Here is a 19,588-nt window from a genome sequence, read left to right as displayed (position 1 = left end):
GGCTCACGCCGCTCCTACAAAAGCGGTCGCGGCTGACGCCAGCGGTTGCGGCGGTTAGATCGTCCGGATCGCAGCGCCCCCTGTAGGAGCGGCGCAAGCCGCGACCCACCGCAGCGGTGCACGCAAGCGCTGAAGCCGAAGACGCGCAACGCCAAGCCGCTCGGTACGCGACTGCAATATGCGACCGTCTTGCCGGGCTTCGGCCGCATCGCTTGCGTCCGTCGCTGCGGCTGTCGCGGCTCACGCCGCTCCTACAAAAGCGGTCGCGGCTGACGCCAGCGGTTGCGGCGGTTAGATCGTCCGGATCGCAGCGCACCCTGTAGGAGCGGCGTAAGCCGCGACCAACCGCAGCGGTGCACGCCAGCGTTCGACCCGAAGCCACGCGCCACCGAGCGAGATCCAAAGCCGTCGCCAGCCGATCCCGGGCGCTCAGGCGCCGGTACGCTGCGCCGCAGCCGGCCCGGGCAGGCGGGTCTGGAACGAAGCGCGAACGCGGGCGAAGCCGCGCCGGTACAGCGGGCCGCCGGTCAGCAGATGGCTTTCCTCCAGCACCTGCAAGGTCGCGACCGAACGTGTGGCGGCGCCGTCGGCGGCGGTTTCCAACAAGGACTCGGCCATCAGCTGATAGGCCAGGCTTTCGCCCTTCAGGCCTTCGATCTGCTCGTACAGGCCCAGGCATTTGTGCTGCAACTCCAGTGCCTCGCGCAGCGCGGTTTCGAGTGCGGATTGGAGATCGATCTGGGACACGTTCGGCTCCGGTGACTAAGTGAGAAGGACGAGATCCGGTCGCGCAGCCGGTTCGAGACGCGATAGACGCACCGGTTTCGAGGCGGCGGGTTCATGGCGGCCATGCTTCATGGCGGAGTGTTGTTCTTGCGCGAAGGCGCCTTGCGGTCGCTGAGCAGGGCGCTGGCCACCAGCGCGATGCCGAGCAGGCAGGCGAACAGGAACAGCACCAGCGCCAGCGCCGGATAGCCCAGAATGCGGTGCGGCGTGTCGATGCGCATCATCACCGACGAGGCGATGATCAGCGCGGCGGCGATCGCGCCGGTGCTGATCCGGTTGGCGATCTTCTGCAGGCTTTCCATCAGCCGCGACTCCTCCAGCCCGGCCACCGACACCTGCAGCCGGTTCTCGGCCAGTACCGACAACAGCGCCGACAGCTTGCGCGGCGCGTCGCGCACCAGCCCCTGCAGTTCCAGCGCCTCGGTCGCCAGTCCCGGCGCCGACAGCGAGCGGCGCAGGCGGCCCAGCATCACGTACTCCAGATGCGGCCGCACCACATCCTGGATGTCCAGGTCCGGCGCCAGCGCATGCGCCACCGCCTGCAGATTGAGCAGGGTGCGGCCGAGCAGGCCCAGCTCCGGCGGCGGGCGCAGGCCGCAGGCCACCGCGACCCGCACGACTTCGATGAACAAAGTGCCCTCGGCGAGTTCGGCGCTGGACTGCTGCGCCGCATAACGGCCGATCAGGTGGCCGATCTCGCGCCGGTAGCGCACTTCGTCGAAGGCTTCCAGGCGCGTGCCGATGGCGATGGTCTCGGCGGCGGCATCTTCGCCGCGGCCGTCGACCGCGGCCAGCATCAGCTTCAGCAACCGGTCGCGGCGCTGCGGCGGCACGTGCACGATCATGCCCAGGTCGAGCACCGCCAGGCGCCCGTCGTCGGACAGCAGCACGTTGCCCGGGTGCGGATCGGCATGGATCTCGCCATGCAGGAACACCTGGTCCAGGTAGCCGCGCAGCAACGCCACGGCGAGCGGGGCGAATTCGTGCTCGGTGCGCAGCAAGCCGGACAGGTCGACCACCTTGCGCCCGCGCACCAGGTCCATGGTGATGATGCGCGGCCCGCACAGGCTCCACACCGGTTGCGGCACGTACAGTTCCGGATAGCGCGCCAGATGCGCGGCGAAGCGCTCCAGGTTGCGCGCCTCGGCGCAGTAGTCCAGCTCGGTGTACAGCCCGCGCCGGAACTCGTCGAGCCAGTCGGCGAAATGCATGCGCCGCCCGGTCGCGGTGACCCGGTCGGCGGTGTAGGCCAGGCGGGCGAGGATGTCCAGGTCGGTGCCGATCACCGCCTCGATCCCCGGCCGTTGCAGCTTGACCGCGACCTCGCGGCCGTCGCGCAGGGTCGCGCGGTGGACCTGGGCCAGCGAGGCGCGCCCGATCGGTTCCGGATCGAAGCGCATGAAGGCTTTGGTCAAGCGCACCCGCAAACGCTCTTCGACCAGTTCGCGCACCTGCTCGAACGGGATCTGCTCGGTGACCCGATCCTGCATCCGTTCCAGCGCGCGATGCAGGTCCTCGGGCAGCAGGTCGGGGCGGGTCGACAAGGCCTGGCCGAGCTTGATGAAGGCCGGTCCCAGCGATTCCAGGTCGTGGACGAAGGCCTCGCCGTCGCGGCGTTCGCCGGCGCTCTGCGCCTGCGCGTGCTCGGGCAGGCCGCGCCCGGCGGCGACGTCGAACTCGGAGAACGCGCCGATGTGGCGGTACTTGGCGACGAAAGCCAGCACCCGCGCCGTGCGCAGGGCCGGGTTGTCGCCGCGGTCGAGCCGGTCGAGCAGGGCCGCGGCCATGGCTCAGCCGCCGCGCAAGTGGCGTTCGACCGCCTCGGCCGAGTTGCCGACCGCGGCTACCGCTTCGCGCAGGCGCTGTTCGTCGACGCCGAAGCGTTGGCTCCAGTAGCGAAGTTCGTGTTCCTGTTCCAGGCTGATGCGGCTGCGATCCTGGGCGCCGCGTTGGTTCGGGTCGTCGCTCATGGAGATATCTCCTGATGGGTGTCAATGGAGGGTCGGCCGCGGAACCGGCGGTCCCAGGCGGCTGTCGAGGGTGAAGCGGATGCGCGCGCCGACGTAGTCGTATTCGTCGCGTCCGGCATGGGCCAGCACGGCCTCGATGGCGCGGGCGAATTCGCGCTCCAGGGTCTGCGAGTCGGGCGGCGATTCGATCCAGCCGGCGACGATCCGGTCGAGCCGGTCCAGGGCGAGTTCGAGCGCATCGTTCATGGGCGCCTCCGAGGCGGCGGACGATCGGCGGTCCTGACACCGGAAACCGAAGCAAGGCGCGTGCCAGCGCCGCAGGCGCCGCGCGCGACGGGGCGAAGGCGCGAAACCGCCCTGGCTGCGTCGCCGCGGCCGCGCAGAACGGCCGCAGGCCGGACACGGCCGCACGCTGCAGGACTTGCGCGGGGTGAAGCGACTGCTGCAACGGTTGCGGATGGCCGCCGTTCATGCGCGCGGGTTCAATTGCGCAGATTGACCGGCACTGCCTGCGCATGCCGGCTTTCGCTGAACACCCCGACCCGATCGCCGAACTGCCTGAACACCAGGTCGATCCGATCCTGGCCGACGACCAGGCCGCGCACCCGCACATCGTCGATGCCCGGCGGCAGCCGCGGCCGGTCGACGTGGACCACGCCGTGTTCGCCGTCGATCTCGACCCCGAGGCAGGCCTGCAGCAGCATGAACGGCGAGCCCGCGGCCCAGGCCTGCGGCAGGCAGGCGACCGGATAGGGAATCGGCGGCGCACCGGCGCGGCGGGCGAAGCCGCAGAACAGCTCGGGCAGGCGCAAGTCGAAATGCACCGCGGTTTCGAACGCGCTGCGCAGCAGGCGCGCGGCGACGTCGCGGCCGTGGTAGCGGGCGACTCCGGCCGCGCACAGCGCGCTGTCGTGCGGCCAGACCGAGCCGTTGTGGTAGGACATCGGGTTGTAGCGCGGCTCGCCCTTGGCCAGGGTGCGCAGGCCCCAGCCGGTGTAGAACGCCGGCGACATCAACTGCTCGGCCACCGCGTGCGCGCGCGTTTCGTCGGCCAGGCCGACGTAGAGCAGATGGCCCGGATTGCTCGCCCGCACCTCGCACAGGCGGCCTTCGCCGTCGATGGCGATCCCGTAATAGCCGCGTTCGGCCATCCAGTAGCGCTCCTGCACGGTTTCGCGCAGGCGTTCGGCGCGCGCGCTCCAGGCCGCCGCGGCGGGGTCGCCGCGCCGGGTCGCCAGTTCGGCCATGGCGCGGAACGCGGCATAGGCATAGCCCTGCACTTCGACCAGGGCGATCGGGCCGGGCGGGAATTGGCCGTCGGCATGGAACACCGAGTCGGCGCTGTCCTTCCATCCTTGGTTGGACAGGCCGCTGGCCTCGCCGCGGGCGTAGTCGAGCAGGCCGAAGGGATTGGCGTCGCAGACCCGCTCGATCCAGGCCGTGGCCGCGCGCAGCGCCGGCCACAGGTCCTCGACGAAGGCGAAATCGCCGCTGCGGCGCGCATAGGCGCCGGCCAGCATCACGAACAGCGGGGTGGTGTCGACCCCGCCGTAGTACAGGCCGAACGGCAATTCGCGCAGCCGCGCCATCTCGCCCTTGCGGGTCTCGTGCATGATCTTGCCCGGCGCCGAATCCAGGAACGCCGATTCCTCCTGCGCCTGGTGGTCGGCCAGGAAACGCAGCACGCCGCGCGCCAGCCCCGGGTCCAGCCACAGGGTCTGCAAGGCGGTGATCACCGCGTCGCGGCCGAACGGCGTCGAGAACCAGGGAATGCCGGCATAGGGATAAGGGCCGCTGGCCAGTTCGCTGGTCAACAGCGCCAGGTCCGAGCGCGAGCGCCGCATCCAGTCGTCGAACAGGGGGCCGTTGCTGCTGATCCGCGCGCCGCGGCGTTGGCGGTGGCGCATGCGCAGGCGGGCCTGGGTCGCGGCCTGGCGGAAGCGGTCGCGCGAGGGCGGCGCCGGCGCGGGGCCGATGCCGGCCTCGACGTAGAGTTCGCTGGTCGCGCCGGGCGAGATCGCCAGCTGCAGTTCGACATCGCCGTCGTCGCTGCGCTCGGGGGCCAGCGAAAAGGCGATGCAGGCGCTGCGCAATTCGCCGTCCAGGCCGCGGTAGCGGAACATGCGCTGGCAGGCTTCGTCCTTCGACGCCAGCAGCTCGCCGCGCGCCGGACGTACGCTGCCGCGCACCTCGAACATGTCGCGGAAGTCGGCCGCGAGCACGAACCGAAGCGGCACCGCGGCGGCGCGCGAATCGTAGTTGGTGAAGGCGATCCGCTCGTACATGCGCTCCTGGAACAGGAAGCGGGTGCGTGCGATGTGGACCAGCCCCTGCGGCGTGCCGGTCTCGCCGAGCGGCTGCAGGGCGCGGTTGGTCAGGTGGGCGACGAAGAACACGTTGTCGCGCGAGACCGCGGCGCTGAGCAGGGCCGGTTGGCCGTGCGCGCCCAGGCTCATCCGGTAGGCCGACAGCAGGCGGGTGTCGTTGTGGAACAGGCCGTCGCTGCCGTTGGCGATGTCGCCGTAGCCGTTGGCGATCAGGAAGCTGTCGCCGTCCTTGAGCACGTGACTGGTGTACAGCGCGGCGTTGACGCTGGAATCCACGGCTCAGGCCCTCATGCGCAGGTCCTGGCCGCCGCTGCCGGCCAGGCGTCGGTACAGGTCCAGATAGTCCTGGGCCATGGCCGTGGCCGAGAAGCGCCGCTCGAACACCGCGCGGATCCGGCCGCGGTCGTACTCCATTACCTCGGCGACCGCGGCCACCGCCTCGTCCTCGCTGTCGACGATGCGCCCGGTGATGCCGTCGTCGAGCACTTCCGGCACCGAGCCGCAACGCCAGCCGATCACCGGGGTGGCGCAGGCCATGGCCTCGATCATGACCAGGCCGAACGGCTCGGGCCAATCGATCGGGAACAGCAGCGCAGCGGCCTGGCCGAGGAAGCCGGCCTTGTCGGCGTCGTTGATTTCGCCGAGGAATTCGACCCCCGGGCCGTCCAGCAAAGGCTCGATGGTGTCGTGGTAGTAGTCCAGGTCGGCCTTGTCGACCTTGGCCGCGATCTTCAACGGCAGGCCGGCGCGGCGCGCGATCGCGATCGCCCGGTCCAGGCGTTTTTCCGGCGAGACCCGGCCCAGGAACGCCAGGTAGCCGCCGCGCGGCTCCAGCACCGGCGGGTACAGCTCGTTGGGCAGGCCGTGGTAGACCGTGCCCAACCAGCGCGCCGAGGCGAGCGGGCGGCGCTGATGATTGGAAATCGACACCAGCGGATAGCGCGACCAGCGCCGGTAGCACTCCGCCAGGTCCTTGATGTCGAGGCGGCCGTGCAGGGTGGTCAGGGTGCGCTCGGCCAGGTCCTCGAACATCGGGAAGTGCAGCAGGTCGACGTGGAAATGTACCAGGTCGAAATCGGCGGCGCGCCGGCGCACTTCGTGCAGCATGCTCAGGTGCGCGGCGACGTTGGACTTGCGCGGCGCCGGGTCGAGCCGGATCGCCTGGTCGCGTACCGCCACCAGGCGGGCGCGGGTGCGCGCATCGGCGCTGGCGAACAGGGTCACCTCGTGGCCGGCCTCGACCAGCGCGTCGCTGAGGTGGGCGACCACGCGTTCGGTGCCGCCGTACAGGCGCGGCGGCACGGATTCGTAGAGTGGGGAGATCTGGGCGATTTTCATGCTCGGTCCTGCGATGGCGGTAGTCGGAAGCAAGGCGGCGCGCGCTCAGGCGTCGCGGGCGCGGGCGCCGCCGTCGTGGCGTCGCTCGCGCAGGAAATCGTCGAAGTCGAAGCCCGGCCAGGGCGAGGGCTGGGCCAGCACCAGCAGGTCGCCGTCGAGGGCGAGTACGCTGTGGCGGGTGGCGCCGTCGTCGCCGCGCTCGAAGCGCAGGTCGACGCGCGCGGCGCCGACCCGCAGGCCGCGCAACTCCAACGCCGGCAGCCAGGCGGGTAACTGCGGATCCAGCCGCAGCACGCCGCGATGGGCGATCGGCTGCAGGCCGAGCAGGGCCTGGATCAGCGACAGCGCGGTGGTGCTCGACCAGGCCTGCGGCCAGTTGGCATAGGGGTAGAGGCTGGGGAACGGCTGCTCGGCGCTGCGCTGCTGGCCGCCGAAGCACTCCGGCAGGCGGTGGTGGTCGAACAGCGCCGCCGTCTCGAACTGCGCTCGGCACAGGCGCCAGGCGGCTTCGCGCAAGCCGTAGCGCATCGCCCCGATCGCCAGCGGCCCGTGCTCGGCCGGCCACACCGTGCCGCGGTGATAGGCGTACGGGTTGTAGGCCGGATGATCGGCCGACAGGGTGCGGATGCCCCAGCCGCTGAACATGTCCTTGTCCATCAGGCGTCGCATGCAGGCCTTTGCCTGCTCAAGGCCGGCGATGCCGCTGGCCAGGCAGTGCATGGGGTTGGAGGCGGCGCTGTGGATCGCGCGGCCGCGCGCGTCCACGGCCAGGGCGTAATAGCCGTGGCGCTCGCTCCAGAACGCGCGGTCGAAGCGCTGGCGCAGTCGTTGCGCTTGCGCGTACAGATCGCGGGCCTCGTCTTCGCGGCCGAATTCGGCCAGCAAGGTCGCCAGCGCCAGCTTGGCCTGGTAGGCCTGGGCCTGCTCTTCGCAGGTCGCGGCGGGCGCCTGCACCGCGCCGCCGTCGGCATCGACCAGGGCGTCGTCGGAATCCTTCCACGATTGGTTCTCCAGTCCCTGCTGCGAGCGCGTCGTGTAGGCGTAGAAACCGTCGTGGCCCTCGCGCGCCTCGCGGTCCAGCCAGGCCAGCGCCGCCTGCGCCGGCGCCAACAGGGCGCCGACCCGTTCGCGATCGCCGCTCCAGCTCCACAGCTGCAGCAAGGCGATCGGAAACAGGGTCGAGCTGTTGAGCGCGCCGTAGTAACGTCCCAGCGGGTTGTAGCGCAGGCAGGCCAGCGGACCGGTGCGCGCCTCGTGCAGCATCCGTCCGGGCTGTTCGTCGCGCCAATCGTCGCTGTCGCGGCCCTGGCTGTGCTCCAGCTCGGCGAGGGTGCCGCGCAACAGTTCCGGGCCGAGCAAGGCCGATTGCCAGGCGGCGAGCGCGGCGTCGCGGCCGAAGAACGCGGCGAACGCGGGCACCCCGGCGGCTACCGTCCATTGCCGGCGGCCGCGGTCGAGCCGGCGCAGCCGCAGCGAGGCCAGGTCGTGGCGCGCGCGTTCCAGGGTCGCGGCGACTGCGTGGCCGAGATCGTCCTGCCCGGGCACGATCACCGCGGTCGCTTCGCGCAGGTAGTCGCGGGTCGCAGCGTGCTCGCTGTCCAGGCAGGCGACGTCGGCCGGGCGGCAGGGACAGGCGGGCGGCGCCAGCAGGCGCCGCTCGATCCGGAACTGCCAGTCGACGCAGGCATGCCAGCGCTGGCCCGGCGCCAGCCGGATCTCGAAACAGATCCGCTCGCCGCGAAGGCGCGGCGCGCTGTCGGCATCGCGCACCGTGGCCACCGCCTCGCGGTCGATCGCCGCCCGGCCCTGATGGCCTTGATGACGGTAGCGGCGTGCGAGGCGATAGCGGCAACGCCAGCGGCCGCCGTCCTCCCCGCCTTGCCAGTCGCAGTCCAGCCGCCCGCGCTGGCGGCGACCCTCGCGGGTCTCGGCCAGGTCGGCGAAGTCGGCCTGCCAGTGCAGGCTCAGCCGCAACGCCACCGGCGCGCCGCTGTAGTTGGCGATGTCCAGATCCTCGTGCAGGCCGCTGCCGAGCAGCCGCGACCAGCGCAGCTCGACCGCATGCTGGCAGGCCTCGCGCAGGTCCTGTGCGGCGGCCGGCAGCAGGTAGTAGCCGAGCCAGCGCTGCGGATGCAGTTGCGACTGCGCCAGCAACTGCGGCTTGCGGCCGCGCGCGCGGCACTGATAACGGCTGATTACGCGGGTCTCGTGCACGAACAGGCCGCGCTCTTCGCCCGGCTCGATCGAGCCGTCGGGTTCGCAGGCCAGCACGGTATCGCCGTAGCCGAGCACGACCTGATCGGCGCGCGGGCGCAGTCGGATCAGGTTCAATCCCTGCTGCGGACCGCGTTCGCGGTCCTGCGCCGCGGCGGCGTCGGGCCTGCTCATTCGTACCCCGCCAACGGCGCGGCCAACGCCGCGCCGGCGCGCAACCGGCCTGCGGCCGCCGGCGCCAGCGCGCGCACCGGCGCCGGCGCGCCGCCGGCGCGGGCCGGGGGGGACTCGAGCCGGGCGAGGAAGCGGCGCCGCCAGGCCTCGACGTCGTTGTCGTGCAGGGTGCGCATCATCGCCCGCCAGCGTTCGCGCCGTTCGGCCAGCGGCATCTGCGCCGCTGCGGCGATCGCGTCGGCGATTTCGTCCGGGTCGTGCGGGTTGACCTGCAACGCCTCGGTCAGCTCGCGCGCGGCGCCGGCGAAGCGCGACAGCACCAGCACCCCGGGCGAGTCCGGCGCCTGGCTCGCCACGTACTCCTTGGCGACCAGGTTCATGCCGTCGCGCAGCGGCGTGACCAGGCCGATCCCGGCCTGGCGGTAGAAACCGGTCAGCACCTCGTGGCCGAAGTCCTGGTTGACGTAGCGCACCGGGGTCCAGTCCGGCTGCGCATGCACGCCGTTGATGTGGCCGGCCAGGGTCTCCAGTTCGCGCCGCAGCGCGCAGTACTCCGGCACCTCGTTGCGCGACGGCGGGGCGATCTGCAGCAGGGTCAGGCGGCCGCGCTGTTCGGGGTGGCGCAGCAGATGGCGTTCGAAGCCGCGCAGGCGTTCGGGCAGGCCCTTGGAATAATCCAGCCGGTCGACCCCGATCGCCAACCGGCGCCCGGCCAGGCTGGCGCGCAGGCGATCCACTTCCGGCCGGCTTGCCGCCGCCGCGGCCTGGGCGGCGACCGCGGCGGTGTCGATGCCGATCGGAAACGCGCCGGCGTCGATGCGGCGGCCGTCGCGGTCGCGCCAGGCGCCGTCGCCCTGGCTGCGCACACCGGCGTGGTCGCGCAGATAGTCGCGGGCGTGGCGCAGGTCCTGTTCGGTCTGGAAGCCGAGCAGGTCGTAGGCCGCCAGATCGCCGAACACCCGCGCGTGCTCGGGCAGAGTCGCGATCAGGTCGGCCGAGGGGAACGGCACGTGCAGGAAGAAGCCGATCCGGTTGCCGACCCCGAGCCGGCGCAGTTCGCGCGCCAACGGCAGCAGATGGTAGTCGTGCACCCAGACCAGATCGTCGCCGCGCAGTTCGCGCGCCAGCAGGCGGGCGAACAGGGCATTCACCCGGCGGTAGCCGGCGCTGCATTCGCGGCCGTAGTCGACCAGGTCGATGCGCGAATGCAGCAAGGGCCACAGCACCCGGTTGGCGAAATCGCGGTAGTAGGCGTCCAGGTCGGCCCGGCTCAGGTCGACGGTGCAGTACTCGATGCCGCCGTCGCGGCAACGGCGCAGGCCGCCGGACACGTCGGCGTCGGCGTGTCCGCTCCAGCCGAACCACAGGCCGCGGCCTTCGTGCAGGGCCGCGCGCAAGGCGATCGCCAGCCCGCCCGGCCGCTGCGGGCCGGGCAGGGCGACGCGGTTGGAGACGATCACGGTGCGGCTCATGCGCGAGCCTCCACCGGCACGCCCAGCCAACGCCGCACCGCGCCCGGATCGGGCAGGGCATGGCGCGCGGCGCTGTCGTCGCGCTCGCCGACCAGCACGCTGATGCCGCGCAGCGCATTGACCACGGCGAAGCCGCGTTCGTCGGCCACGTCGTCGCCGGCGAACACCGGCCGCCGGCCGCGGAACGGCGGTTCGTCGAGCAACCTGCGGATCGCCGCGCCCTTGTCGGCGGCGGCGGGCCGGATCTCGATGCCGTGCGCGCCGTGGTGGGCGGCGTAACCGGGCAGGCGCGGCAGCGCCGCGTCGGCGAACGCCGCCAACGCCGGCGCCGCCTGCGGCGCCGAGCGCCAATGCAGGTTCAGGCAGGGGCCGTGCAGTTCGATGCAGGCGCCGGGGTAGCGCTCGGCCATTGCCTGCGCTTCGCGGCCCAGCCGCGCCAATGCCGGCGGCGGCGCCGGCGCATCGGCGCGCGCGGCGCCGATGCGCCGTTCCAGCCCGTGCAGGCCGGCGATGCAGACCGCGCCGCAATCGGGAAACAACCGGTCCAAAGCGGCGATCGAGCGGCCGCTGACCAGGGCCAAGGCGCCGTCCAACTGCTGGGCGATCGAGCACAGGCGCCGCCCGAGCGCGGCCGGCGCCCGCGCCTGGGCCGGGGTCGCGGCGTGTTCGAGCAGGCAGCCGTCGACGTCGAGGAACAGGGCCCAGTCCGATTGCAGCGGCGGCGGGCCCGGGCGGTATCGGTAATCGATGGATTCGGCCTTCATGGCTTCATCCTAGAGGCGCGAATGTAAGCGTCCGGTTCATGCAGCAGGGCGAAAAACCCGGTTTTTGTCCGGGAATCAGGGAAATTCTTTCCGTTTCGCGCACAAGCTGCGCGGCTGGCGCGCTCAGTCGCGCAATTGCGCCAGCACGCATTCGCCGAAGACGTCGATGAACGCCTCCTGCTCGCGATTGACGTTGTGCAGGTACAGCGCCTGCACGCCAAGCTCCAGATCGGCGCGCAGCCAGTCCAGATGCCTTTGCGGGTCGGCCGAGACCCGCACCGTGCGCGCCATGTCCTGCGGCCGCACCGTCCGCGCGATGGCTTCGAACTGCTGCGGAGTGCGCAGTTCTTCGGAAATCTCGCCGGGGAATACATTGGTGCGCCATTGCTCGTGCGCGCCGGCCAGGGCCGCTTGCTCGCTGCCGGCGTACGACAGCTTGACTTGCAGCAGCACCGGCTTGCCTTCGCCGCCTGCCTCGCGGAACGCATCGATCAGCGGGCGCAGGCGTTGGTGCGGCATCGAGACGGTGATCAGGCCGTCGGCCCAGGACCCGGCCCAGCGCGCGGTGTCCGCGCTCAACGCGGCGGCGTACAGCGCCGGCGCGCGTTCCGGCCGGGTGTACAAGCGCGCCTGGCGCACCGCGACCGGCCCGTCGCGGTCGACGGTTTCGCCGCGCCACAGCGCGCGCAGGATCGACACCGCTTCCAGCAAGCGCGCGTTGCGCTGCGCCTTGTCCGGCCAAGGCGCGCCGGTGATGCATTCGTTGAGCGCTTCGCCGCTGCCCAGCGCCAGCCACAGGCGCGGGCCGTGCATGTCGATCAGGGTCGCTGCGGCCTGCGCCACCAGGGCCGGATGCTGGCGCCCGACCGGCGCGGTGACCAGGCCGAACGGCAGCGCGCAGCGCGCCATCGCCGCGCCCAGCCAGCTCCAGGAGTGGCCGCTCTGGCCTTGGGCTTCGCTCCAGGGGTGGAAATGATCCGAACACATCGCCGCGTCGAACCCGGCCGCTTGCGCGCGTTGGGTCCAGTCCAGCAGGCGGTTCGGCGCGAACTGTTCGTGCGAGGCGTGGTAGCCGATCGTCGTTTCGGTGGTCATCGCATTCGTTCCGGGTCGGGCCAGGCGGTCGCCGCGCATGCGGCCAGCGCCGCCTGGCGCGTGTCCTGGCGGCCGAACTGCACCAGCACCGGCACGTCGCTGCGCACCAGCAGGCCGTAGCCGACGTCCAGGCGCACCGCTTCGGGAAAGATCAGGTCGTTGATCCGCAGCCGGCGCAGCCGGCGCGGGGCGAGGGTGATGCGGTAGGGGCCGGCGCCGTCGCGGTCGGGGTACAGCACCTGCACCCGCACGTGCGCCTGGGCGTCGCCGGTGTTGAGCAGGCTGAGCCGGTCGGCGCTGGTGAATTCCGGCTCGGCGCCGCAGCCGCGCGCAGGCGCATGGCCGGCGGCGATGCTCCAGCGGCAGCGGCCGAGCGCGCTCATTGCCTCGCTCCGAACAGGCCGCGCAGATAGGGGTTCAGGAACACGCCGTCGGGGTCGCAGCGCTGGCGCAGGCGCAGGAAGTCCTGCCAATACGGATACAGCGGCGCCAGTCGTTGCGCGCGATAGCCGTGCTTCTTGGCCCAGTGCGGGCGGCCCTGGTGCTCGGCGAACACCGGCTCCAGGTCGGCGAAGAACTCGCGCCACGGCAGCGAGGCGTTCTGGTGCAACGAAATCGTGGCGCTGGCGCGCGCGTGCGCCGGACTGAGCCAGGCCGGGTCGGCGGCGACGGTGCGGTACAGCACCCGCCAGCCGACCGTTGCCCGCCAGCGTTGCAGGATGCGCCGGCGCACCGTCCGGAACGCGTCCAGGCCGCGCTCGCGCGGCAGCGCGAATTCGCTTTCCTCGAACCGGTACGGCAGGCCGCTGTGCACCGGGATCAGTTCATGGCCGTCGCCGCTGCGCGCTTCCAGCAGGCGCGCGCCCGGCAGAACCCGGGTACCGCCGCCTGGCGGGTTGATCGCCCGCAGCTTGATCTCGTCGCGGCGCGGGTACCAATAGAAGTCCAGGCTGCGGTTGCAGGCCGCCAACTCGTCGAAGCAATCCAGCGCGGCCTCGGCGGGCAGGACGAACTCGCGCCGCTCGACCTGGAAACTCGGCGGGCAGCGGATGGTGATCGCGGTCAGCACGCCCAGGCTGCCCAGCGCGACCTGGGCCGCGGCCAGCGGCAGGGCGTCTTCGCCATCGCCGCCGACCCGGCGGCGCTCGCCGCGGCCGTCGATCAGCTCGGCGGCGATCATCAACTGGGACAGGTTGTGCAGGGTTTCGCCGCTGCCGTGGGTGCCGGTGGCGATCGCCCCGCCCAGGGTCTGCAGGGCGATGTCGCCGTAGTTCGGCAGGGCCAGGTCGTGCTCGAACAGGGCCGGGCCCAGTTCGGCCAGCGGCGTGCCGGCGCGCACCGTGGCCTGGCCGCGTTCGCGGTCGACCGCGATCAGGCCGCTGTAATCGCGCATCCGCAGCAGGCCGTGCGCGCTGCCGAGCTGCTCGTTGGACGAGTGCGCGGCGCCGATCGCGCGCAGGCTGCCGCCGCGTTCGCGTTCGCCGCGGATCGCCGCGGCGATGGCGTCTTCGTCGTGCGCCGGCCAGGTCCGCGCCGGCCGCAGGGCGACGCTGCCGGACCAGTTGCTAGCCGCAAGCGCCGACGCCGCCATCGTTCAACCCGGATAGGCGATGGTGGTCATCAAGGCGTTCTCCGCCTGGCGCGAATCCAGGCGGGTGTGCTGGACCACGACCGGGCGGTCGGACTCGATCACGCTGGCGTAAGGCGTATCGCGCGGCACAGGTTCGGGATCGTCGAAATCGTTGTAGCGCAGATGCCGGGTGCGCCGCGCCGGGATCGTGAAGCGGTACGGCCCGACCGGCTCGCGATCCTCGAAATACAGGGTGATGCGGACCTGGGCCGGCTCGTCGCCGGCGTTGAGCACGCAACAAGCCTCATGGCTTTCCAGTTCCTGCGCGGGGCCGTGGCTGCGGCCGGGGATATAGCCCTCGGCGATCGCCCAACGCAGTCGGCCCGGCGCGGTGGCGGCGTCGTTCATGACGGCTCAGCGCGCCCGGTCCGGGCGCTGGAACAGGTTGAAGAAACCCAGCGCCACGATCGCGCCGACCAGGCACAGGACCAGCGCGGCCGGTTCGATCCGGCCCGCGCCCAGGGCGCTGGCTTCCAGGCCGAGCAAGCGCCCGGCGCAGCCGCCGAGCACCGCGCCGGTCACCCCGAACGCGAGATTCAGGCCCAACCCATGGCGCATCCCGCCGCGCTGGGTGAGGTGGGCGATGCAACCGATAAGCGCACCGATCACGAGCCAAATCAGGATGCCGATCATGACGCGTCTCCTGTCGATACCGGCGAAGGCGGCCGCCGGAAGGCCGAATCGGCCGCCGCGCCGCGATCGGCGGTGTCGCGGCGGGCGCGCTCGCGGCCTGCGGATCCACAGTGGCCGCGGCGCCGTTACGGGCGCGTATGCGAAGGCAGGGCGCACAGCGCGGCTTCTGCCCGCGGTCGAAGAAAAATTTGCGCAACCCGGCACGCTTTGGCCGTGCGCCGGCGCAAGCCGCGCTGCGGGTGCGCGGGCCGGCGCTGCGCTGGCATGCGGTTTGCTTGACTGTGAGTGCGTTCGACAGCGCGTTCGGCATTGGCTTCGCCCGGCGACGACCATTGTCCCTGCCAACGCGGAAAGGGCGAGAACACGGGCAGCGCCGGCGTACGCCCTGCGATCCAGGACGCAGGTTCTCCCAACGGCCGCGACGGACGGCGGCCTCCATCCTGACGGCTCGCGCGGCCGGAATCGCGCGGGACGCGACGAGGACGATCCGCGTGCACAGAAGCCGTTTCGCACAGGTGGTGATCGATTGCGAGACCACCGACCCCGACTGGGCGGCGCAGTTCTGGGCCCAGGCCCTGGGTTGCCGCATCCATCGCCTGCACAGCAGCAGCGATGCGATGTACCGGCAGCTGCTGACCCACGAAAACCAGCCTTGCATCCTGGTCCAGGCGGTCGAACACGCCAGCCGCGTGCACCTGGACATCGAGACCGACGACGTCGAGGCCGAGGTGGTGCGGCTGGAGCGGCTCGGCGCGGCGCGCATCGCCCAGGTCAAGCAGTGGTGGGTGATGGCGGCGCCGACCGGCCAGCGGTTCTGCGTGCTGCCGCCGCAACGCGCCGATTTCCCCGCGCACAGCAACGTCTGGCGTTGAGCCCGAGGCGGCGATGAACGCGGCCGACGACGGCAGGCCCAAGCGGCGCGCGCACTTGTCCGCGGCGGTGCCGTTCGCCAAACCGGTCGGCGAAATCCCCAAGGGCTCGTTGCGTCGCCTGCGCAGCGCGGCCGCCGAGTGCCGCCGCTGCCCGCTGTGGCGCGGCGCGACCCAGACCGTGTTCGGCCGCGGTTCCTCCGACGCGCGGGCGATGCTGATCGGCGAACAGCCGGGCGACCGCGAGGACCTCAGCGGCCAGCCCTTCGTCGGCCCGGCCGGGCGCTTGCTCGACAAAGCGCTGGCCGAAGCCGGCCTGGAACGCTCGCAGTTGTACCTGACCAACGCGGTCAAGCACTTCAAGTACCAGCAGCGCGGGCCCGATCGCCTGCACAAGCGCGCCAGCGCGCGCGAGCAGGAAGCCTGCCGGATCTGGCTCGCGGCCGAATGGCTGCGCCTGCGTCCGCAGCTGGCCTTGGCGCTGGGCGCGATGGCGGCGCAGACCCTGTTCGGCAGCGGTTTCCGCCTCAGCCGCGAGCGCGGACAGTGGATCGAACTGGAACCGCATTGCCGGGCGTTGGCGACCTGGCATCCGTCCTCGGTGTTGCGCACCCCGGGGCCGGGGCGGCAGCGGCGCTATGCCGAACTGGTCGAAGACCTCGGCCGGCTGGCCGAGGCCTTGCGCGAACTGGAGCCGTGAGCGCCCGCGTTCGCCGCTACTCAGGGCGGCGTCAGCGCCGGCACAGGCGCTCGTCGAGCGCGACCACGTCGGCCGACAACACATCGAGCTTGTCGCGGTCCTCGTGGCCGAGGTTGAGCAGCACGTTGCGCTCGCGCGGCGACAGCGCGCTGGGCACGAACAGGCCGAACGAAGGCGCGGCGTCCAACCAGCAATCGCCGACCCGGCGCACGTGTTCGCGATAAGGGCGTTGCGCCCAATCCTCGGGCACCGCGCCGCAAGGATGCACGCAGTCGGCCGGCACGCTGGCCACCGCCATGCGCAGTTCGCGCGGGGCCTCGCCGTCCAGGTGGGCGACGAACTCCAACACCGCGCCGGCCGGCGACAGCGAGGCGTAGATCGCGCGCCGTCCGGGCGAGGTCCAGCGGCCGCCTTGGAATTCGGAGGCGTCGTCGAACGCACGCTCGGCTTGGTCGGCGGCGACTACCCGGTACAGCAGCAGGTGCGGCGGCTTGCGCGCCGGTTCGGTCGCCTGCGGCGCGCTGGTCGACGGCGGATCGCTGGCCGGAAAGCTGTCGGCGAGTTGCTTGTCGCGCGAGGCGGGACGCGGTTCCGGTGTGCCTGCGGACGGATTGGGCTTGGGCTGGCTCATGGTTCGGGTGCTCGGTCGGGGGATGGAACCGATTCGGCCGGCCCCGGCTCGGGCGGCGCACTTACCGCGGGCGCTGCCCGCGTCGGGTCGCGCGCGGGGGCCAGGCAGTCTTCCAGCGCCGGCCCGGACAGGCCGGTGCAGGCGCTGCCTGTTGCGGTGGCTTCGCGCCCGGCTTCGGTCGCGCGTGCCGCCGGTTGCGCGATCGCGCTGTCTGTGGTCTCGGACTCCTGTGGCGGTTGGCTGCGGCGCCGGTCGCAGGCGCCCGCCGCCAATAGCAGGCACAAGCCCAGTCCGGGCGCCAGCGCTAACGATTTGCTCACCTGAAGTTTCATCGCGCGGTTCCATTCGGTGTCACCGAAGGGCGCAGCAAGCTCCGTGCCAGCGCCGTCGCGCGGCGCGGCGATGCAGTGCCGGCGGCGCCGCGCCGGCGCGCGCCGCGCAGATTCTGCCGGGCCGCGCAGCAGTTCCTGCGCGCCGGCCGTTCATCGTCGCCCGTCGCGTCGCGCTGGCGCGCTCGCGGACTTGGCACGCGACTTGCGGCTACTGCCAGTGTTTCCCGCGTTGCGGCGACCACGCGCGCCGATGCGTCGGGGATCTGATCTCCGAGTAATCCATCCCCTGGAGCGAGCATGAACGAAGCCAGCACAACCCAGCCGCAGCCGCCGCAGTCGCAAGACGAGCAGCCGGGCCAGCAGAAACCGATGATTCCGCAGCCGGAAACCATCCGCGACGGCTACCGCGGCTCGCAACGGCTGCAAGACAAAGTGGCGATCGTGACCGGCGGCGACAGCGGCATCGGCCGCGCAGTCGCGGTGCATTTCGCCCGCGAAGGCGCCGACCTGGCCATCGCCTATCTGAGCGAAGAGGACGACGCCAAGGAAACCGAGCGGCTGGTGCGCAAGGAGGGCCGGCAATGCCTGCGCATCGCCGGCGACGTCGGCGATCCGGAGCACTGCCGCGAGATCGTCCGCCGCACCGTCGAGGCCTACGGCCGCGTCGACGTGCTGGTCAACAACGCCGCCGAGCAGCACAAGGTCGAAGAACCCGAGCAACTGACCCCGGCGCAGATCGAGAAGACCTTCCGCACCAACATCTTCGCCTATTTCTTCATGGCCACCGCGGCGCTGCCGCACATGCCGCGCGGCGCCAGCATCCTCAACACCGGTTCGGTCACCGGCGTGCGCGGCCACGAGCAGTTGATCGACTATGCGGCCACCAAGGGCGCGATCCACGCGCTGACCTTCTCGCTCGCGCAGGCCGTGGCCGAGCGTGGGATTCGGGTCAATGCGGTCGCGCCGGGCCCGGTGTGGACGCCGCTGATCCCGGCCAGCTTCGACGAGGAGGAAATGGCCAAGTTCGGCGCCAACACCCTGCTCAAGCGTCCCGGCCAGCCGTCCGAAATCGCCCCGGCCTACGTGTTCCTGGCCTGCGAAGAAGCGTCCTACATCACCGGCCAGACCATCCACATCAACGGCGGAGGACACATCAGTGCGTAAGCAGCAGCGCGAGACCAGCGAACCGGTGGGAACCGGCGAACTCAAAGCCGTGGCCGAAGAGGCGTTGCGGCTGGGCACGCGGGCCCTGGAAAAGGGCCGCGAGTGGTTCAACGAAATGACCGACAACTTCACCGACAGGAGCGACGACATGAGACACCAAGGCGAGCGCAATCGCGGCGAACGCGGCCGCGATCCGTACGGGCGCGAGGCGCAGCACCAGGGGCCGGACATGGGCCACCGCTCGCGCCAGTCCGCCTCGCGCGGCGACTACGAAGACGGCGACGACTACGCCGTCGGCCCGAGCACCGGCTCGTCCGGGCGCGACTGGGACGAGTTGAGCACTCGCGGCGCCGACCGCTACGGCCATGAGCGCGGCGGCGGCTACATGCCCGATCGCGGCCGGCAGAACTACAGCCGCGAAGACTACGGCCGTCAGACCTACGGCCAAAATTACGGCCAAAATTACGGCCAGGACTACGGTCGCGGCTGGCGCGACGACCGCGGCCAGGACCAGGCCCGTTCCGGCCGCTCGCATCCGGGCGAGCGCAGCCTGTACGGCGCCCACGGCCCCGACGTCGAACGCGACTATGACGACAGCGGCTGGCGCGCCAGCGGCTTCGACGAACGCAGCCAGACCGTGGGCTGGGAAGACGACCGCGGCGACGCCCCCGGCACCTCGCGCGGCTCGCGCTTCGGCGGCAGCAGCGGCGGCTACTCGCGCTTCGGGCCCAGCTACGGCGGCGAAAGCGCCGGCCGCGGCGGCCGCGAAGGCCTGTACGACTACAGCGAGCACCGTCCGCAGCAAAGCCGCGGCGGCGAAGACCGTTCCTACGGCGACCGCGGCGGCCGCGGCTACGGCCAGGGTTACGGCCGCTCGTCCGGCTACGCCGACCGCAGCGGGTTCTCGGCCTCGGCCTACGGCTCCGGCTTCGACGCCAACCCCGACGCCTACCGCGAACAAGGCCTGGCCAGCCAACGCGGCCGCGGCCCCAGCCGCTACACCCGCTCCGACGAGCGCATCACCGAAGACCTCAACGAACGCCTGACCGAAGACGAACTGCTCGACGCCAGCGACATCGACGTGCGCTGCGAAGGCGGCCGCATCGTGCTCGAAGGCGAAGTCGACCAGCGCTGGATGAAACACCGCGCCGAAGACATCGCCGACGCCTGCAGCGGGGTCAAGGACGTCGACAACCGCATCCGCGTCCGTGGCGGCGACCGCTCGGGCTCCGGCTATGGCGGCCGGCAGAGCGAAACCGGCAGCGGCCAGCAGGACGGCCAGGGGCAAAGCAGCCAGACGCAAGGGCAGGGTGCCCAGCGCACGGCCAGCGCCGGCCAGCCGCGCACCGGCACCTTGCCGGGCACGTCGGCGCCGCCGCCGAGCAGCAGCACCGGCACCAGCACTGGTACGACCGGGAGCGGGACCCCGGGCAATCAGGGCGGCGGGTCGCAGACCCACTGAGCCGGCAACCAGGCCGCGGCGGAATGA

Annotated in this window: 20 protein-coding genes; 4 read left to right on the top strand and 16 right to left on the bottom strand. The window is 71.7% G+C overall.

Annotated features, from left to right (window positions below; translation table 11 throughout):
• Nucleotides 1-429: 429 nt before the first annotated feature.
• The 14 genes from AC3A57_RS04720 to AC3A57_RS04655 form a co-directional block, all read right to left on the bottom strand.
• Nucleotides 430-747, bottom strand: coding sequence for a hypothetical protein (locus AC3A57_RS04720; protein WP_487577842.1), 318 nt, complete (start codon nucleotides 745-747; stop codon nucleotides 430-432).
• A gap of 107 nt (nucleotides 748-854) precedes the next feature.
• Nucleotides 855-2,573, bottom strand: coding sequence for an ABC1 kinase family protein (locus AC3A57_RS04715; RefSeq protein ID WP_487577841.1), 1,719 nt, complete (start codon nucleotides 2,571-2,573; stop codon nucleotides 855-857).
• A 3-nt stretch (nucleotides 2,574-2,576) separates the two neighbouring features.
• Complete coding sequence (locus tag AC3A57_RS04710) at nucleotides 2,577-2,756, bottom strand: DUF3606 domain-containing protein (RefSeq protein ID WP_487577840.1); 180 nt, start codon at nucleotides 2,754-2,756, stop codon at nucleotides 2,577-2,579.
• 21 nt (nucleotides 2,757-2,777) lie between these two features.
• Nucleotides 2,778-3,002, bottom strand: coding sequence for a hypothetical protein (locus AC3A57_RS04705; protein WP_487577839.1), 225 nt, complete (start codon nucleotides 3,000-3,002; stop codon nucleotides 2,778-2,780).
• A gap of 236 nt (nucleotides 3,003-3,238) precedes the next feature.
• A complete protein-coding gene (locus tag AC3A57_RS04700) occupies nucleotides 3,239-5,359 on the bottom strand; it encodes an amylo-alpha-1,6-glucosidase (protein ID WP_487577838.1) in 2,121 nt (706 codons plus the stop codon).
• 3 nt (nucleotides 5,360-5,362) lie between these two features.
• Nucleotides 5,363-6,421 carry a glycosyltransferase family 4 protein gene (locus AC3A57_RS04695; protein WP_487577837.1) on the bottom strand — a complete coding sequence of 353 codons (1,059 nt, stop codon included), beginning with the start codon at nucleotides 6,419-6,421 and terminating at the stop codon, nucleotides 5,363-5,365.
• 45 nt (nucleotides 6,422-6,466) lie between these two features.
• Nucleotides 6,467-8,809: an amylo-alpha-1,6-glucosidase gene (locus tag AC3A57_RS04690; RefSeq protein ID WP_487577836.1), complete on the bottom strand. Its 2,343-nt coding sequence runs from the start codon at nucleotides 8,807-8,809 to the stop codon at nucleotides 6,467-6,469.
• Nucleotides 8,806-10,281, bottom strand: coding sequence for an alpha,alpha-trehalose-phosphate synthase (UDP-forming) (locus AC3A57_RS04685; RefSeq protein WP_487577835.1), 1,476 nt, complete (start codon nucleotides 10,279-10,281; stop codon nucleotides 8,806-8,808). The genes AC3A57_RS04690 and AC3A57_RS04685 overlap by 4 nt, the downstream gene beginning before the upstream one ends.
• On the bottom strand, nucleotides 10,278-11,045 hold the full coding sequence (gene otsB, locus AC3A57_RS04680; protein ID WP_487577834.1) for a trehalose-phosphatase: 768 nt from the start codon (nucleotides 11,043-11,045) through the stop codon (nucleotides 10,278-10,280). Before otsB ends, AC3A57_RS04685 begins: the two co-directional genes overlap by 4 nt.
• Before the next feature lie 123 nt (nucleotides 11,046-11,168).
• Nucleotides 11,169-12,140, bottom strand: a complete 972-nt coding sequence (locus tag AC3A57_RS04675; protein WP_487577833.1) for a TIGR03885 family FMN-dependent LLM class oxidoreductase — start codon at nucleotides 12,138-12,140, stop codon at nucleotides 11,169-11,171.
• The gene (locus AC3A57_RS04670; protein WP_487577832.1) at nucleotides 12,137-12,523 is read right to left on the bottom strand and encodes a sensory rhodopsin transducer; all 387 of its coding nucleotides are present in this window, start codon (nucleotides 12,521-12,523) and stop codon (nucleotides 12,137-12,139) included. Before AC3A57_RS04670 ends, AC3A57_RS04675 begins: the two co-directional genes overlap by 4 nt.
• Entirely contained in the window at nucleotides 12,520-13,731 is a 1,212-nt protein-coding gene (locus AC3A57_RS04665; protein ID WP_487577831.1) for a D-arabinono-1,4-lactone oxidase, read from the bottom strand. Before AC3A57_RS04665 ends, AC3A57_RS04670 begins: the two co-directional genes overlap by 4 nt.
• 3 nt (nucleotides 13,732-13,734) lie before the next feature.
• Nucleotides 13,735-14,118 (bottom strand): sensory rhodopsin transducer, encoded by a 384-nt coding sequence (locus tag AC3A57_RS04660; RefSeq protein ID WP_487577830.1) that lies wholly within the window; start codon nucleotides 14,116-14,118, stop codon nucleotides 13,735-13,737.
• Nucleotides 14,119-14,124: 6 nt separating this feature from the next.
• Complete coding sequence (locus AC3A57_RS04655) at nucleotides 14,125-14,403, bottom strand: GlsB/YeaQ/YmgE family stress response membrane protein (protein WP_487577829.1); 279 nt, start codon at nucleotides 14,401-14,403, stop codon at nucleotides 14,125-14,127.
• 491 nt (nucleotides 14,404-14,894) lie between these two features.
• Between AC3A57_RS04655 and AC3A57_RS04650 the strand changes: the two genes are divergently transcribed.
• Complete coding sequence (locus AC3A57_RS04650; RefSeq protein WP_487577828.1) at nucleotides 14,895-15,275, top strand: VOC family protein; 381 nt, start codon at nucleotides 14,895-14,897, stop codon at nucleotides 15,273-15,275.
• A gap of 13 nt (nucleotides 15,276-15,288) precedes the next feature.
• Entirely contained in the window at nucleotides 15,289-15,972 is a 684-nt protein-coding gene (locus AC3A57_RS04645; protein ID WP_487577827.1) for a UdgX family uracil-DNA binding protein, read from the top strand.
• Between the two features lie 31 nt (nucleotides 15,973-16,003).
• Here AC3A57_RS04645 and AC3A57_RS04640 read toward each other — a convergent pair whose 3' ends face one another.
• Entirely contained in the window at nucleotides 16,004-16,603 is a 600-nt protein-coding gene (locus AC3A57_RS04640; protein WP_487577826.1) for an RES family NAD+ phosphorylase, read from the bottom strand.
• Nucleotides 16,600-16,935, bottom strand: coding sequence for a hypothetical protein (locus tag AC3A57_RS04635; RefSeq protein WP_487577825.1), 336 nt, complete (start codon nucleotides 16,933-16,935; stop codon nucleotides 16,600-16,602). The genes AC3A57_RS04640 and AC3A57_RS04635 overlap by 4 nt, the downstream gene beginning before the upstream one ends.
• Before the next feature lie 297 nt (nucleotides 16,936-17,232).
• Here AC3A57_RS04635 and AC3A57_RS04630 point away from each other — a divergent pair, with 297 nt between their 5' ends.
• Together AC3A57_RS04630 and AC3A57_RS04625 are read left to right on the top strand one after the other, a co-directional pair.
• Nucleotides 17,233-18,099: an SDR family oxidoreductase gene (locus tag AC3A57_RS04630; protein ID WP_487577824.1), complete on the top strand. Its 867-nt coding sequence runs from the start codon at nucleotides 17,233-17,235 to the stop codon at nucleotides 18,097-18,099.
• Nucleotides 18,092-19,561: a BON domain-containing protein gene (locus AC3A57_RS04625; RefSeq protein WP_487577823.1), complete on the top strand. Its 1,470-nt coding sequence runs from the start codon at nucleotides 18,092-18,094 to the stop codon at nucleotides 19,559-19,561. The genes AC3A57_RS04630 and AC3A57_RS04625 overlap by 8 nt, the downstream gene beginning before the upstream one ends.
• Nucleotides 19,562-19,588: the final 27 nt, after the last annotated feature.

It is taken from the genome of Lysobacter sp. Soil_C_15 (genome assembly GCF_057657315.1).
This window is presented reverse-complemented; position numbering and strand designations above follow the sequence as displayed.